We start from the raw sequence: 16282 nt of genomic DNA, 5'->3' as shown, positions 1-16282 counted from the left end.
CCCTTTAATATTCTTATTTTTTAAAATTCAAAATTATAATAGTCTGTTCCTGATAATGAATTAACTACACTAACATAACCTAAATCTATTAATTTTTGCGATACTAATACTGCATTATTTTTGTTGTTAGAATAAACATAAATATAAGTATTTTTATCACTTGGTAAAACATCACTTATGCTATCTAAATTGTTAACATCTATATTTTTTGCATTATTTATATGCCCTTTATTGTAATCATCTTCTTTCCTAACATCCAAAATTAGACCGCTGTTTTCCACTATAAATTGTTGAAAATCTTCACCCAAATAATTAATATAGTTCACAAATTTATAATCACTATACTCTTTTACCCCTGGTGCTATAACTAAATTTTCTTTGTTGAACCCTACCTCCAACAACATTTTAGCTGCATCTATACTCATAGTTCTTTTATGACAATAAAAAATAATTTTTTTATCCTTATAATAGTCTAATTTTGATATATTATTTTTAAATTCTTTAAAAGGGATATTTAACGCATACTTTAAATGTCCTTTTCTATAATCGTCACTATACCTAGTATCTACTAGCAAATAACTTTCTGAATCAGAATTTGTATCTTGGATTTTTTGTAATTCATCTCCTGTTATTTCTTTAAATTCTGAATTATAATTAGTTGTTTCTGAACTACTATGTTCTTCGTGATTTTTCTGATTATCTTTTGAACAAGCTGATAAATTTACCAATAAAATAGATATGGTTAGTAATGTTAATATTTTTCTTAATTTCATAAGGCACTCCTATATAATTACTGCAACCTCCAAAGTAATTGTATCATAACAATTAATCGTTTTCAATAATCTTCTTAATATTTAAATTGTGTTTCTTTAGTTCCGTCTAGTGATATAGTTAGATTATTATAACCTAATTTTTGCAAATGTTCTGCAATTATTACCGAACGATCCCCAGTATAGTCATACAAATAGATTGCTTTAGCTTTATCACTTGGTAACTTACTTTCAATATTATCAAGGTTATTGTAGTCTGCGTGAATTGCATTTTCTACATGTGCTTTTTTAAAATCTTTTTCATCTCGACCATCTATAAAAATTCCGTCTTTTTTATTTATTATTTTCTGAAATTCTGAACCTATTAAGTTGTTGTAAGTAACATAATTATAAGCAAATTCATCAACACCTTGAGCATTATAAACAAAGACAAAACCATCAGCTAACAATTCTTCTGCCAAGGATATAGTTTCTGACGTATTATGCCCATAAACAATAACTTTTTCTACATCACGTATTCTTCCTATTAAATTTTTGAAATTGTTATGAGGCATATTTATAGCGTATTTTAGATGCCCTTTAGCATACTCTTCTTCTGATCTAGTATCTACTACTAAATACCTTTCTTTCTCACTTTTATCATTTTCTATATCCACTAATTCTTGTCCTGTCATAGCATATATTTTAGGTTCTACTTTCTCATCTCCCTCACAACAAGACAGTGTCGATGGTCTTTCTTTATTATCTGGATCTATAGTTTTACTTTCTTGTTGTAGTGTATTTTCTTTATTTTTAGTTTCTACATTACTACTTGCACACCCCGTCAAAACTACAAATGGTAATAAAAATAAAATTCTTTTTTTCACAATAACCTCCTTTTTAAATTACAATCTCCTAAATATATTATAACACATATTGTAAATTATAAATACGCTTTCTCATAATTTTGTAAATATTATTTATAAACTACTCTACTAAACAAAAATAGTGATAAGTTTGATATTACTTATCACTATTTCTCTATTATTTAATTATTAAGATTTTTTTCTCGTTTTTCTTATGTACAGTCCAACTAATAATAATCCTAAACCTAATACAGTTGTTGAAGTTGTCGCTTCTCCTGTATTAGCTAATTTTTTCTTCATTTTAACTGTTTCATATTTTGAAACTGTTGCTCCACCTGATGTTGTTGTTATTTCTGTTGTTCCATTTGAACTTGACGGAGGAGTTTGTTCTCCTGGTGTTCCTGGTTTTTCTGGATTTGTTGGTGTTGTCGGTTCTACCGGTTGTGTTGGATCCGTTGGGTCTGTCGGTTCTACCGGTTGTGTTGGGTCTGTTGGGTCTGTCGGTTCTACCGGTTGTGTTGGATCTGTTGGGTCTGTCGGTTCTACCGGTTGTGTTGGATCTGTTGGGTCTGTCGGTTCTACTGGGTTTGTTGGATCCGTTGGGTTTGTTGGGTCTACTGGTTGTGTTGGATTCGTTGGGTCTGTCGGTTCTACTGGGTTTGTTGGATCCGTTGGGTCTGTCGGTTTATCACATCCACATTCTCCATCTTTACCGTCACGAACAAATACTCGTGTTTCGTTACCAGCTCCGTCAGTTATTATTATCCACGTTCCTTTATTTCCGTTCTCGTCAACTCCTGGCTCTGTCGTTATAGTTGGTGTTTTTCCATCTTCTCCGTTTTTACCATCTTGACCGTCTACGCCATCTTTTCCATCTTTTCCATCACGAATAAATACTCGTGTTTCATTACCATCTCCATCTGTTATGATTATCCATGTTCCTGTGTTACCATTCTCATCAGTCCCTGACTCTGTAGTTATAGTTGGTGTTTTTCCATCTACTCCGTTTTTACCATCTTGACCGTCTTTTCCTGGTTCTCCTTGGTCGCCCTTGTCGCCTTTTTCTCCTTGGTCACCTTTGTCGCCTTTGTCGCCTTTTTCTCCTTGCTCTCCTTGGTCACCTTTATCGCCTTTTTCTCCTTGCTCCCCTTGGTCACCCTTGTCGCCCTTGTCGCCTTTTTCTCCTTGCTCTCCTTGGTCACCTTTGTCGCCCTTGTCGCCTTTTTCTCCTTGGTCACCTTTGTCGCCTTTGTCGCCTTTTTCTCCTTGCTCTCCTTGGTCACCTTTTTCTCCTTGCTCTCCTTGGTCACCTTTGTCGCCCTTGTCGCCTTTTTCTCCTTGCTCTCCTTGGTCACCCTTGTCGCCTTTTTCTCCTTGGTCACCCTTGTCGCCTTTTTCTCCTTGGTCACCTTTGTCTCCCTTGTCGCCTTTGTCTCCTTGGTCACCTTTGTCGCCTTTTGTAATTACAGGAACTACTGTTCCATCAACTGCTGCACTAACTTTTTTGCCTTGTTCAGTTTGTGTTACAGAAACATTATCTCCTTTTGCTAGTAGAGCTGTTACTGGTACATCTACTGACCATTCTCCATCAGCATTAACAGTTGTAGAAACTTTTGAGCCATCTTTGAAAGTTACAACTATATTAGAGTTAGGTATTCCTTTTCCTGAAACAGTAGTTTCTCCTTCTATTAATGCATTAATAATTGGATTTTCTGACACTACTTCTTTTTTCGGCATTACTGTAGCATCTACTGACGTACTAGAAGTTTTATTTTCTTCTACTTGTTTAGCAGAGATTACTTGTCCTGTAGTTAGTGGTGTTGTAGAAGCTACTGACCATGTTCCATCAGGTTGAACAGTTGTAGTAACTTTATCCCCGTTCGGTAATGTAACATTTATTGTTGCTCCCGCAATTCCTATTCCAGTAACAACAGTACTTTCATCAAATATAGGATTTATTATAGGCTCTGTTGAGGCAACTTTTTCTACTGGTCTATATTTTGCATAATAAACTAAATCTTTTGTTACAGTTGTTCCCAAAATACTATCATTTGAAACAACATTTTCTGTTGGATCTACATACCAACCGATAAATTCATATCCTTCTTTAGCTTCTGGCACAGGTAGAGTATCTAATACACTTGATAGGACAACATTACCATTTATTACACCTGATACACTAGCTCCACCGTTAATAGTTCCTTTATCTAAATTTGTCGCAAATGTCACAGTATGTCTTGGATATTTAAATACTGCACGAAGTTTAACATCACCTTTGACATACAAATTTAATGCTTCAGATTCAGTGAATAAACGTCCTGCTAACTCTGGGTATAGAGCATTCATACTCTCGTCCACTCCCCAACCTACAAATTCATAACCGTAAGCTGCTTCTTCATCTGATAACGTTGGTTGTGGTAATGCGTTGATTACATTGTTAGGTGAATCACCAAAAAGTATACCTTTAAGTATAGCAAAACGATTACCATTTTGTTCAAAATAACTTAATCCACCTTGATCACCTTCTTGAGATCCTTTAAATAAATTAAGATCTTTCCCAAAATCCGTTAGCCCATTTTCCGTTCCCAAATAAAAGCTACCTATTCTTGTTGATAAATCAAGAGCATAAGCTTCACGAACTACTGCAAATAATACGTCAGATACAGGAATAGGATTCCCTGCATCATCCAATTCTATATTGCCATTTTCATCAAATTTACTTTGTCCTTGAACAGTTACCTTGCCATCTTTAACAATAATTGCATTAGAACGAGCAGAAGACTGAAATGGTACCCTAAATTTCTGCATAGCTGGTAAATTTAAGACAGTGTGAGGAACTCCCGAAACATTCGTACTATCTATTTCAACATAGTATGTCCCATCTCCAACTTCATCAAAACTAAAATTCCCTAGCGTTCCATTAGCTCCAGAACTCATCTCTTTAATTACATTGCCATTTTCATCTAATAAGCGAACAGTAACTCCCGTATATCCAGTTAACTCACTAACACCATTAGGAATAGATCCTTCTCCACGCGTTAATAATCCTGTGTGAAATTTACGTGCATTTGTATTATTCCAAATTCTTATCTCTCCAGCAATAATCGCTTTAGTAACAGGATTCTCTTTTTCAATAACAGTTATTATACTGTCGTTTACTCCATCCTCTGCATAAACTACGCTATTAATTACGTTATTACTTTGAATTGCAGTACCAACTGCTGTAAATCCTAATGTGACCGAACAAAGACCTACAGAATATTTCCTTAATGAAAACTTTTGTTTTTTTGTCATAAAATAAAACTCCTTAAAATTTTTGAAATATTTAATTTATTAATAATTTTAACAATATAATTATAATTAGTCAATAAAAAATACCCGCAATATATATTGCGGGTATTCAAATATTTATAATAGAAAAATATAAATATATCATTTTAAATTTAATATAATTAAAATTATAAATTTTTTAAATTTTTACTTTTTAATCTAATAGATATTAAATGAACTACACAAACAATAAAACTAGTAATAGATAAAAATATTATAGAATAATTAGATAACGCTATAAATCTGTTACCCAAAAACATAATATTAATTATTACTCCTATAATCGCACCAATTATAAGTAGTATTAGTAATAATAATTTATGTTTATTTAACGGTAAACTAACTTTATAAACCATTAATAAGCCATTTATCAATGCCAAAATAAAACAAATTAAACCTGCTTGTGGCATATCTAATCTAGCTACATTCACAGCAACAATCGCACTAACTAAGATACTTCCCCCGATAGCAGCGTTCGTTAGCACATCTTTCATAAAGTTATTTCTAACTTTATCTTTATTTTCTTCAAAAGTTAAGAAGAACGATGGAATACCTATAGTTATAGCTGATATTATAGTAAATTGGATAGGAATAAATGGAAACCTTAATCCTACAAGAACTGTTAATATCGCAAAATTGATAGAAAAGAATGTTTTTGTTAAAAACAAGGAAGCAACTTTTTGAATATTATTTATAACCCTACGCCCTTCCATCAAAATATTGTAGAATACTCCAAAATCATCAGTTAAGAACACTATATTCGAAACACTCTTAGCTGCGCTTGTTGCCCCATTCATAGCAAAACTTATATCTGCTTTTTTTAGAGCTAATACATCATTAACACCATCACCACTCATAGCAACAGTTTTTTTGTTCTTTTGCAATACTTCAACCATTCGTTCTTTTTGTGCTGGTATTACACGACCAAATATATCATTTTCTAACACTACTTGTTCAAAATCTTTATCAGCAACAGTTGTCATATCTATAGCTTGTGCATCTTCTTTAAATCCAGCTTTCTTAGCTACTCCAAGAACAGCTTTATGATTATCACCACTAATTATTTTTATATCTACGCCTTGACTTGCAAAATAATCAAAAGTTTCTCGGGTGTTTTCTTTAATTTCATCTTCCAAAATTACATGTCCTACTAATTGTGTATTAATAGGTTGTTCTACAAAATCATTAGTTTTTACTAAACTTAAAATTCTATATCCTTCTTCTTTATATTTTTCATATTCTTCTGACATATTTTCTTTTAAACCTAAAAATTCATACGCTCCAAAGAAATAAGTTCCTTCTCCTGCTACTTGGATATAAGAATACTTATCCTTACTTGAAAATGGTTTTGTTTTTACAATATCCCAATCTTTAGTTAAAGTTAAATATTCTTTTAATGCTCTTGAGGTATTATTCTCATCATTAAAGTAGCTCAAATAATTAGATAACACTTTTTTTACTTTATCATCAACAAAAACAACTTTCATATTACCAGTAGTTATGGTTCCCGTTTTGTCAAAACATAAAACATCTACTCTAGCCAACGTTTCTACACAGTACAATTCTTGAACAAGAACTTTCTTTTTAGTCAATTTATACGCAGATACTGCTAGAGAAACACTAACCAATAAGATCAAACCTTCAGGAATCATCCCTACTAAAGCTCCTGCACTTTTTAGAACAACTTCTACGTAACTTTCCCCATTGGCTTTTCCACGATAATATAACATTATCGCAATAGGTACTAATAAAACAGAAATAACTTTCAAAATCGTATCTAAGTAATCTCTAAGTTTAGATGGATATTTCTTAAATTGTTTTGTACTGTGGGCTAGTTTATTTATATAACTATCCCCTCCTACTGCTGTTGTTTTTATGATACAACTCCCACTAACAACATTACTCCCACTCATCACATTATCGTCTATATTTTTATAAATATTATCACTTTCTCCTGTTAATAGTGATTCATCTACTTCTATTTCTCCAGAAATAATAGTACCGTCACAAGGAATTTGATCTCCTAAATTAAGATGCAAAAATTCTCCCAAAACAATTTCTTCACTATCAACTTCAACAATTTTATTATCTCGATTAACTTTATATTTACTTCTACTAAGAAGACTAAGTTCTTCCAAAGCATTTTTTGATTTCACTTCTTGATAAATACCTATTATCGTATTTATAAAAATAACAAAAACAAACAATAAATTTTCAAACCTAAATGTTGAAGCAACAAAAATAGCAAGCACTAATATCATACCGTTAAAAAACGTGAAAACATTAGAAAATATTATTTCTTTTGTTGTTTTGTAGGGTTTTATAATACTAACATTTTTTTTTGAATTTTCTACTTCTTGTGCAGTTAAATAATTCACAAAAAATCCTCCATAAAATTATTTCTATATATTATATCACAAATAAACCACGATATACTTAAAATATAGTTGATTAATAACTACAACACTTTATAATAAAAAATATTGAGAGTTTAAAACTCTCAATATCTTTAAGTTCTCTTTATATACCTACTTACTAGATAATCTTTGCTATCCAATATCGTATCTTTATTCATAATTATATTAACTAACTCATATCCTATCAAAGCTCCTGTGGTTAAACCCGAAGATCCTAGACCACTAGCTACATATAAGCCTTCACTTTCAGGAATTTCTCCATAAAAAGGAGAAAAATCACTAGTATATGCTCTTATTCCAACACGTTCATTTATTATAGTAGCATCTTCCAAAATAGGCATGAACAACTTAGCCTCATCTTCAAACTCATCGAGTTTATTTTTATCAATAGTTAAATCAAATCCCATATCATTTTCGTGAGTAGCCCCTACACTTATAATTCCGTCTTCAAAAGGAATTATATCCAACTCTCCCTCTGGCATTACTACAGGGTAACTCCCACTATTTTTATCAGTAATTTGATAATCTCTAAGTTGACCTTTTTGTGGTCTGACATCTACGTCATATCCTAAAGGTTCCAAAATATCTTTTACCCACGCTCCAGCAGCTATAACAATTTTATCAAAGCATTCTCCATTAATTTTATATCTTCCATCTTCTACTTCTATTAATACTTTTTCTCGTATAATATTTGCATGAGCCGCATTTAGAAGTGAATTTACAAATCTTTGTCCCTCAATTCTTGCTCCTCCACTCGCATACAATACCCTTCCATTATTATCAAAGTTAGGAATAGTTAATCTAGCATCATCTAAAGAAATAATTTTTAACTCTCCTATCATCGGAGATAACTCTTTTCTAGTTTCAGCTAACTCTAACAATTCTTCTAATTTTGAATCATCTTTTTTGAGCAAATATACTCCGCTCTGTTTATAAAAATTTGTTTCTACGCCATCATTTTGCAAATCGCCAACTAGTTTCAAATAGAAATCTGCACCTAATCTTGCCATCTTGTACCAAGGTTTATTTCTCCTTTTTGAAAACCAAGGACTAATTATTCCGGCAGATGCTTTGGTAGCTTGCCCTACTCCATAATCAAAAACTGTAAAATCTACTTTTTCCTTTGATAAATAGTAAGCACACGTTGCACCTACTATTCCTCCACCTATTACGGCAACTTTCATCACATAATCTCCTTAATATAAATATTCAATATAACTATTTTATAACAAAGTAAAAATCGGTGCAAATGCCATCAAAACAAAAAGTCATCGCAGTAGTTTAAAACGATGACTTCTTATTATCTAACAATTTTATCTATCCATAACCTATACTAACATATTCTTATTTTGTATTCTTTTTTATTTCATCTGTAAGTTTATAAAGCTCATCAACTAAGTATCCTACATAAGATATAGCATCATTTAGAGGAACATTTGTCGAGACATCACATCCTCCTAATTTCGCTAATTCTAGAGCTGACATACTACTACCTTTTGATAAAGTAGTTAACCATTTTTCCACAACTGATTGATCTTTCTCTATTTTATTAGCTACCGAAGTACCTATAGTTAACCCTGAAGAATAAGTATAAGGATATAGTCCCATATAATAATGTGGTTGACGCATCCAAGTGAACTCTGCTCCATCATTTATTACCAAACTATCTCCAAAAAATTCTGTTAAAACATCTTTCTTTATTTGTGATAAAACGTCTGCATTCAAAAATTCATCGTTATCAACTTTTTTATAAACTCTATCTTGATATACCGCCTCAAGATAATGAGTTACCATATTGTGAAAATATGTTTTACTTATCATATTACTTATTACCCAGCGTTTGAACCCAGCATCTTCACTAGTCTTCAACAAATAATTAGAAACTATAACTTCATTACAAGTAGAAGGAGCTTCTACAAAATATAAAGGACAATCAAAATTTAACATACTTTGATGCTTCCCAGTACTCATAAAATGATAAGCATGACCTAGCTCATGAGCTAATACAAATACTTCATTCATTTTTCCAGTCCACGACAATAAAATATAACCAGCTATATTAGGTACTGTTGAACAAAATCCTCCAGTAGACTTGCCTTTATTCTGCGGAAAATCTGTCCAACGATTGTCATAGCTCTCATCAATTAAACTTAAATAGTCATCACCCAAAACAGCTAATGCTTTCTTTAAATAATCTCTTGATTCTTCAATAGACATATCTACCTCATAATCAGGATCTAAATCTATTTTACAATCTGTAAAACTCATATCTGAAATATTATGTTCTTTAGATAATAATTTAATATATCTTCTTATGTGCGGAGCTAAGTCCGACATCAAAACTTTTATTTGTCTATCATAAAGTTCACGATTACCATCTTGTTCAGCAAGAAGATAGTCTATAACACTGTCAAACCCTCTCATAGTAGCAATAGCTTTCTCTTTTTTTACGTGAGAAATATACTCGTTTGCAGTAGTGTTTTTGTAATTGTTTAAAGTTTTGTAGAAACTTTCTGCAGCCTTACGACGAACTTCTTTATCTCTATCCATTTCATATAAATTTTCATAAAGAACATAGCTATTTTCTCTAAGTTTTCCATCAACTTCAAAACTATCAAAATTCATATCTTCAAACTTAGTTATTTCATATAAATTATAGAAATCAGGTAAGCTATCTAATGTCGCCAATACCGATTCTGCATCTTTGGATAGTGTATGATTTTTATTATTTTTTATTTTTTCAAAATAATATTTCAAATCAGGTCTCTTAATTTCTACAAATTCATCTAAAATATTATCATTCAAACTGTATAATTTACTCATAAAAAAACTCAAGTTAGAAGCTTCCATAGTTTTATAAGTATTATATAAACTTTCATTTTCTATAGCTGCTTTATTAAATCTATCAACAGTCATCGGCAGAAAAGCATAATGCCCCAATTTATTAGACTCTTCAATAATAAATTCAAACTCATTAATAGCTTTATCCATAACATCCAAATCAAATGGAATATTTTCATAAACTTCCTTAAATTTCTTTACTTTTTGTTTTTGACTTTCAAGAGTACTACGAAACTCTTCATTACTCTTGTAAATCAAACTAATATCCCACGTATATTTTTCTTCAACATCTTTTCGATCAACTAATTTCAATTCGCTCATAAATCCTCCAATATTAATTATTTTCTTAATTATAAAATATCACAAATATAAATGCTATACTTTTTTAAAATTTTTAGTTTCTTTTTCTCTTAGCAATGAGTTAATGTAACAAAAAAGTATTTAAAGAAAAAATACTTTAAATACTTTTTGTTTTATATTTATTTTTTCAGACGTCTAAATAACATTACAGAAGTTAAGCATAACGCTACTCCTAAAATACCGTATGCCACAGTAGTAGTTTGACCTGTATTAGATAAGTTTTTCTTAGTTTTATTATTTTCTACATTATTAGATTTTCCGTCATTTTTAATTTGTGTAACATTAGAACATTTACCTGTTGAATTACTTTCTGTAGATTTCTCATCTTTATTTGTATTAGGATTATTATCTTTACTTTGATCCTGCTTTGCATCTGGTTTTTTATTTTTTTCTTGCTCTACTTGCGGAGTATCAGCAAGTTTAACTCCATTTTCTTCTAACCAATTAAGGAAAAGCGGACGCATTCTCATATATATAGAATTATCTATAGTTCCTCTAGATAGAACCCCTATCAGTTCGTTCTTACTATTTATTAGTCCACCCCCTGAATTTCCACCTGATGTATAAAAGTCTGTATTATAGTAGTACTCATCTACATCAACAACTTTACCTTTTGTGTACCATTGTGTAAATTTGTATTCTCTTAAATAGTAAACCGGATATCCTGCACTAATAACTTTTTCCCCAATATTATCAGTGTTCAATTTATTAACATTAATTATACCTAGAACATCTCCTATAGTTTTTCCTTCACTATTTGGTTTAACTTTAACAAGACCTATATCATAATGAAATCTTTCACTAAATTTATCAGCTGTTAGCCATTTAGGAAATGGTATAACTTTTTCTATCTCGAATGTTATATAATTACCATTTTTATCCTTTATACCCGAAACAACTTTTCCTCCAGTTGCAATACTATCTCTACCATCAGCAGCTATAACATGACCAGCAGTCAAAACATAATTATCCCCTATCACAGTCCCTGTTCCATAAGATTTTCTTAGAGATTTGTTTTGTCCTTTATAATCTCCATAATCTAATCTTAATTGAACTGACGAACGATAAGGACTTAAATTAGGCGTTCTAACAGGAGTTGTATAATCATCTTCTAAATTATCGTCTTTAGGTATATCCTGTTTTTCACTTTCATCAATTTCTTCCCAACTTTTTTTCTCATGTAATTCAAATTTATTTGAATTATCATCAGAAGATTCTTCTGTTTTATCTTTCTTATTTTCAGACAAACTATCTTTAGAATTATCAATACTAGGATTATTTGTATCTAGTTTTTTATCTGAGTTATCAATTATGCTTTTTTCATTGATAGAAGGAAGAGAAACATCTTCTTTTTTTGTACTATCATTATTAGTACTATCCATTGCATAAGCTTGATTAGATATAAGTAATGTTGATAGTATTGTCCCTATATACATCGTATTTTTCTTCATATTGTACCCCTTAATTTAATATTTAAAGAGATAGATATTGTAGCTAGCATTTTTATATCTTCTCTTCAATATAAGTATGCAATATTTTTTCTCAAATGTCAACTTTTTTCACTAAAGAATATAAAGTTTTCTTATAGAAACATTATTAGATATTTTTTATACTTTCTAACTGGATATTAAAAAAAATATATGATATGCTAATTATATATTGTATCGTTACGGAGAAAAATTATGCACAGTTCATGGAAAGAAATTTTTAAAAATTACCCTAATAGAAAAAATCTAGCAAACGTAGTAGATAAAATTAACGAAGCACGAAAAAATGTTACAATATTTCCTCCTAAAAATGAAGTATTTAAAGTATTCGATTTAGGAATAGATGATATAAAAGTTGTAATTTTAGGTCAAGATCCATATCATAATGATAATCAAGCGTGTGGACTTAGTTTTTCTGTTAAGGACGGAGTTCCATTACCAAAAAGTTTAATAAACATTTACAGAGAATTAGAAGATGATTTAGGAATCCCCTTTGCATCATCTGGAAATTTACAATCTTGGCATAATCAAGGAGTATTTCTTTTAAATGCGGTCTTAACTGTCCAAAAAAATGCTCCTGCAAGTCATAGAGATATTGGTTGGGAAGATTTTACTGACTATATAATTAAACAAATTTCTAATAATTGTAATAATATTGTATTTATACTTTGGGGAAGTTTTGCTAGAAGTAAAAAAGGACTAATAGATAAAAATAAACATTTTATTATTGAATCTGCTCACCCTAGCCCCCTATCTGCATACAGAGGATTTTTTGGTAGCAAACCTTTTTCTAGAACAAATAACTATTTAAAATCAGTAAACAAAAAAGAAATTGATTTTAATTTGAATTTTTAAGTAGAATTAAAGTTAAAGTTATAAAATTACATTATACCAAATATACTTATTTTAATTTTTTTTCATAAATAATAAGGTGTATCTAATGATACACCTTTCTCCTTTTCAGAATTCAAATTATGTTCGTACAATTTATTTCAAAAATACCATTCAAAACTTTCTGTATTTTAATTCGTATTTTAAAGTATATTTAAGGAACAAGATGTAAAATCTTATTATACCGAACATACTTATTTTAATTTTTTTCATAATAATAGGCGTATCAAAAGATACGCCTTTCTCCTTTTTTTTGTATTTATTAAATTATTGCAAAAGGAGAGCCTCCTAATCACTGTTTTAGGAGGCTTTATTATTATGAAAAAAATTATTAAGTTTTATAGCTTATGTTAGCATCTCTACTAACATAATATTATTTTATACTATGTTATTTAAATGAAGTTAATATTAAATTATTTTTTTAGAATTTTTTCACAACGTGGACAAAGACCATTTTCATCTAGTGATTCTACAATATTCCAACATCTTTCACAACGTTCTCCGTTAGCTTTATCTACTAAAATTGTAGCATAATCATAGTCTTTTCCATCGTTCTCTTTTACATCTACTTTACTTACAATAAATAATTGATGTAAATTATCAACTGATTTCAATAATTCAACTAAATTAGCATCTTTGCTATATATTTCTACACTAGCCTCTAATGATTTACCGATAACTTTTTGATTACGACTTTCTTCTAATGCTTTTAGTACATCATCACGAACTTCTAATAATTTATCCCATTTATCTTCTAACTGTTTGTCATCAATCAAATTGACTTTAGGGAAATCTGTTAAGTGAATAGACTCTGCTTCTTTGTGAGGCATATTATCATAGATTTCTTCTGCTGTAAATGATAATATCGGAGCAATTAATCTCACAGTTTTGTCCAAAATAGTGTATAAAACTGTCAACATACTACGACGAATATATGAAGCTTCATCTTCAATATAAAGAATATCTTTTCCGTAATCTAAATAGAATGAAGATAATTCTACATTAAAGAAATTCGTAAGTTCATTCATCACATTATTAAATTGATAGTTCTCATAATAATTCAACATTTTTGCTACTACTTGTTCGAATTTAATTAACATATATTTATCAAGTTCTGTTAAATCATCATAATCTAGTAAGTCTTTTCTATGATCAAAATTTCCGTTATATAAATTCCCTAATAAAAATCTATAAGTATTTCTTAATTTTCTATATGTTTCTGTAACTTGTTTTAATATATCGTTAGATATACGAACATCTTGAGTATAGTCTACACTAGCTGTCCAAAGACGTATAATTTCTGCACCCATTTGTTTACCTATATCGTTAGGAGAAATTATATTTCCTAGAGATTTACTCATTTTATGCCCGTTTCCGTCCATAACAAATCCTGCTGAAACTAATTCTTTGTATGGAGCCTGTCCAGAAATTGCTACCGAATTGATTAATGATGAGTTAAACCAACCACGATATTGATCACTTCCTTCAAGATATAAATCTGCCGGATAAGTTAAATCTTCTCTAACAGCCAAACATCCTTGATGAGATGTTCCAGAATCAAACCAAACATCCATAATATCCATTTCTTTCACAAATATTCCGTTTGGACTATCCGGATGTGTATATCCTTCTGGTAATAATTCGTTAGCTTCTTTGTAGAACCATGCATTTGACCCTTCAACTTCAAAAATTTTGGCTACATGCTCTATTAATGTTGCATCTAATATAGGTTGTCCATTTTCTGCATAAAATACTGGTATTGGAACTCCCCAAACACGCTGTCTACTAATTACCCAGTCTCCACGATCACGAATCATATTATAAAGTCTAGGTTTTCCCCATTCACTATAAAATTTAGTAATATCCACAGCTTCTAACAATTCTGTACGGAATGATTCTACTGAACAGAACCATTGTGGTGTTGATCTAAAGATAATAGGTTTTTTTGTTCTCCAGTCATGTGGGTATGAGTGAACAATATTTTCTTGTTTTAGTAATACACCCAATTCATTAAGGCGCGCTATAATATCTTTATTAGCATCAAACACAAATTTTCCTGCAAATTCCCCAGCTTCTTCTGTCAAAATACCTTGATGATCAACAGGAGAAATTACTGGCAATTTATATTGTAGATGTGCAACTTCATAGTCATCTACTCCGTGCCCAGGCGCAGTGTGAACTAATCCCGTACCGGCATCAAGACTTACGTGATCTCCTAAAACAACTAAAGACTCTCTATCAATAAATGGATGTTTACATACCAAATTCTCTAGTTGTTTACCAGTAACTTCTTTTCCTAAAGAAATATTTTCCCAACCGAAATCTTCAGCTAATTTCTCTACCAAATCTTTAGCAAAAACGTAATTTTCTCCGTTATAAGATACTACTTGATAAACAAATTCTTTATTTACAGCTATCGCTACGTTAGCTGGTAACGTCCAAGGTGTAGTAGTCCAAATTACAAGTTTTGTTCCTTTTTCTAATAATTCTGTATCACTAATCAATTCAAAAGCTACAAAGATAGATGGAGATGTATGATCACGATATTCTATTTCTGCTTCAGCAAGGGCAGATTCTGATGACGGCGACCAATAAATAGGTTTTAATCCACGATAAATATAACCTTTCTCCACCATTTTTCCAAAAACTCTAATTTGTTCTGCTTCAAACTTAGGATCTAGTGTTATATAAGGATTTTCCCAATCACCTATAACTCCCAATTTTTTGAAATCTTTACGTTGTTTATCAACTTGCTTTAATGCATAATCTTTACATTTATTTCTAAATTTACTAGCAGGCATCGATTTTCTATCAACACCGTTATTAACCAAAACTTGCTCAATAGGTAATCCGTGTGTATCCCAACCTGGAACATAGTTAGATAGATAGCCATTCATATTTTTATACTTAACTATAAAATCTTTCAACACCTTGTTAAGAGCGTGCCCCATATGTATATTACCATTAGCGTATGGAGGACCATCATGTAAAACATAAGTAGGACGTCCTTCATTCTTTTTCAAGATTTTTCTATATAAATCCATTTCATCCCAACGTTTCAAGAACTCAGGCTCTTTATTAGGTAAATTTCCTCTCATCGGAAAAGCTGTTTTCGGCATTAATAAAGTATCTTTTAATTCTACCATTTTTTCTCCTTTCAAAATAAAAACTCTCGAATCAAGTTAGAGGGCGAATATACTTCACGGTACCACCTCTATTAACTCAATTCAAGAGCACTCATTAATCATATTTATTTTATTCGTAAAGTGATAACTTATAAAACTTAATTAAAACTTTTCACCAACCAGTTTCTCTCTAAATAATTAACATTAAAAAGTCGT

The 16282-nt window shown here is 30.7% G+C and carries 9 protein-coding genes; 1 reads left to right on the top strand and 8 read right to left on the bottom strand.

Features of this window, described 5'->3' with window-relative positions; translation table 11 throughout:
• Positions 1–20: 20 nt before the first annotated feature.
• The 7 genes from AC1XWJ_RS07345 to AC1XWJ_RS07315 form a co-directional block, all read right to left on the bottom strand.
• Positions 21–773 (bottom strand): rhodanese-like domain-containing protein, encoded by a 753-nt coding sequence (locus AC1XWJ_RS07345; protein WP_483335238.1) that lies wholly within the window; start codon positions 771–773, stop codon positions 21–23.
• A gap of 74 nt (positions 774–847) precedes the next feature.
• Positions 848–1636, bottom strand: a complete 789-nt coding sequence (locus tag AC1XWJ_RS07340; RefSeq protein WP_483335237.1) for a rhodanese-like domain-containing protein — start codon at positions 1634–1636, stop codon at positions 848–850.
• Positions 1637–1804: 168 nt separating this feature from the next.
• Positions 1805–4909, bottom strand: coding sequence for an Ig-like domain-containing protein (locus AC1XWJ_RS07335; protein ID WP_483335236.1), 3105 nt, complete (start codon positions 4907–4909; stop codon positions 1805–1807).
• A gap of 164 nt (positions 4910–5073) precedes the next feature.
• Positions 5074–7323 carry an HAD-IC family P-type ATPase gene (locus tag AC1XWJ_RS07330; protein ID WP_483335235.1) on the bottom strand — a complete coding sequence of 750 codons (2250 nt, stop codon included), beginning with the start codon at positions 7321–7323 and terminating at the stop codon, positions 5074–5076.
• A gap of 131 nt (positions 7324–7454) precedes the next feature.
• Complete coding sequence (locus AC1XWJ_RS07325; RefSeq protein ID WP_483335234.1) at positions 7455–8546, bottom strand: NAD(P)/FAD-dependent oxidoreductase; 1092 nt, start codon at positions 8544–8546, stop codon at positions 7455–7457.
• A gap of 160 nt (positions 8547–8706) precedes the next feature.
• Positions 8707–10524, bottom strand: a complete 1818-nt coding sequence (pepF, locus tag AC1XWJ_RS07320) for an oligoendopeptidase F (protein WP_483335233.1) — start codon at positions 10522–10524, stop codon at positions 8707–8709.
• Positions 10525–10682: 158 nt separating this feature from the next.
• The gene (locus AC1XWJ_RS07315; RefSeq protein WP_483335232.1) at positions 10683–12014 is read right to left on the bottom strand and encodes a trypsin-like serine peptidase; all 1332 of its coding nucleotides are present in this window, start codon (positions 12012–12014) and stop codon (positions 10683–10685) included.
• 231 nt (positions 12015–12245) lie between these two features.
• On the opposite strand from AC1XWJ_RS07315, the gene ung reads away from it, so the two are divergent.
• A complete protein-coding gene (gene ung, locus AC1XWJ_RS07310; protein WP_483335231.1) occupies positions 12246–12905 on the top strand; it encodes a uracil-DNA glycosylase in 660 nt (219 codons plus the stop codon).
• A 449-nt stretch (positions 12906–13354) separates the two neighbouring features.
• On the opposite strand, the gene ileS is transcribed toward ung, so the two are convergent.
• Entirely contained in the window at positions 13355–16087 is a 2733-nt protein-coding gene (ileS, locus tag AC1XWJ_RS07305) for an isoleucine--tRNA ligase (protein WP_483335230.1), read from the bottom strand.
• Positions 16088–16282 lie beyond the last annotated feature (195 nt).

This window comes from Gemelliphila sp. 1F1, from assembly GCF_056897515.1.
Note: the sequence above shows the minus strand (reverse complement) of the source record. Positions and strands in the feature narration are given on the sequence as shown.

Coding starts and splice junctions, on each gene's coding strand:
- AC1XWJ_RS07345 (WP_483335238.1), bottom strand. CDS start 773: ATGAAATTAAGAAAAATATTAACATTACTAACCATATCTATTTTATTG.
- AC1XWJ_RS07335 (WP_483335236.1), bottom strand. CDS start 4,909: ATGACAAAAAAACAAAAGTTTTCATTAAGGAAATATTCTGTAGGTCTT.
- AC1XWJ_RS07325 (WP_483335234.1), bottom strand. CDS start 8,546: ATGAAAGTTGCCGTAATAGGTGGAGGAATAGTAGGTGCAACGTGTGCT.
- pepF (WP_483335233.1), bottom strand. CDS start 10,524: ATGAGCGAATTGAAATTAGTTGATCGAAAAGATGTTGAAGAAAAATAT.
- AC1XWJ_RS07315 (WP_483335232.1), bottom strand. CDS start 12,014: ATGAAGAAAAATACGATGTATATAGGGACAATACTATCAACATTACTT.
- ung (WP_483335231.1), top strand. CDS start 12,246: ATGCACAGTTCATGGAAAGAAATTTTTAAAAATTACCCTAATAGAAAA.
- ileS (WP_483335230.1), bottom strand. CDS start 16,087: ATGGTAGAATTAAAAGATACTTTATTAATGCCGAAAACAGCTTTTCCG.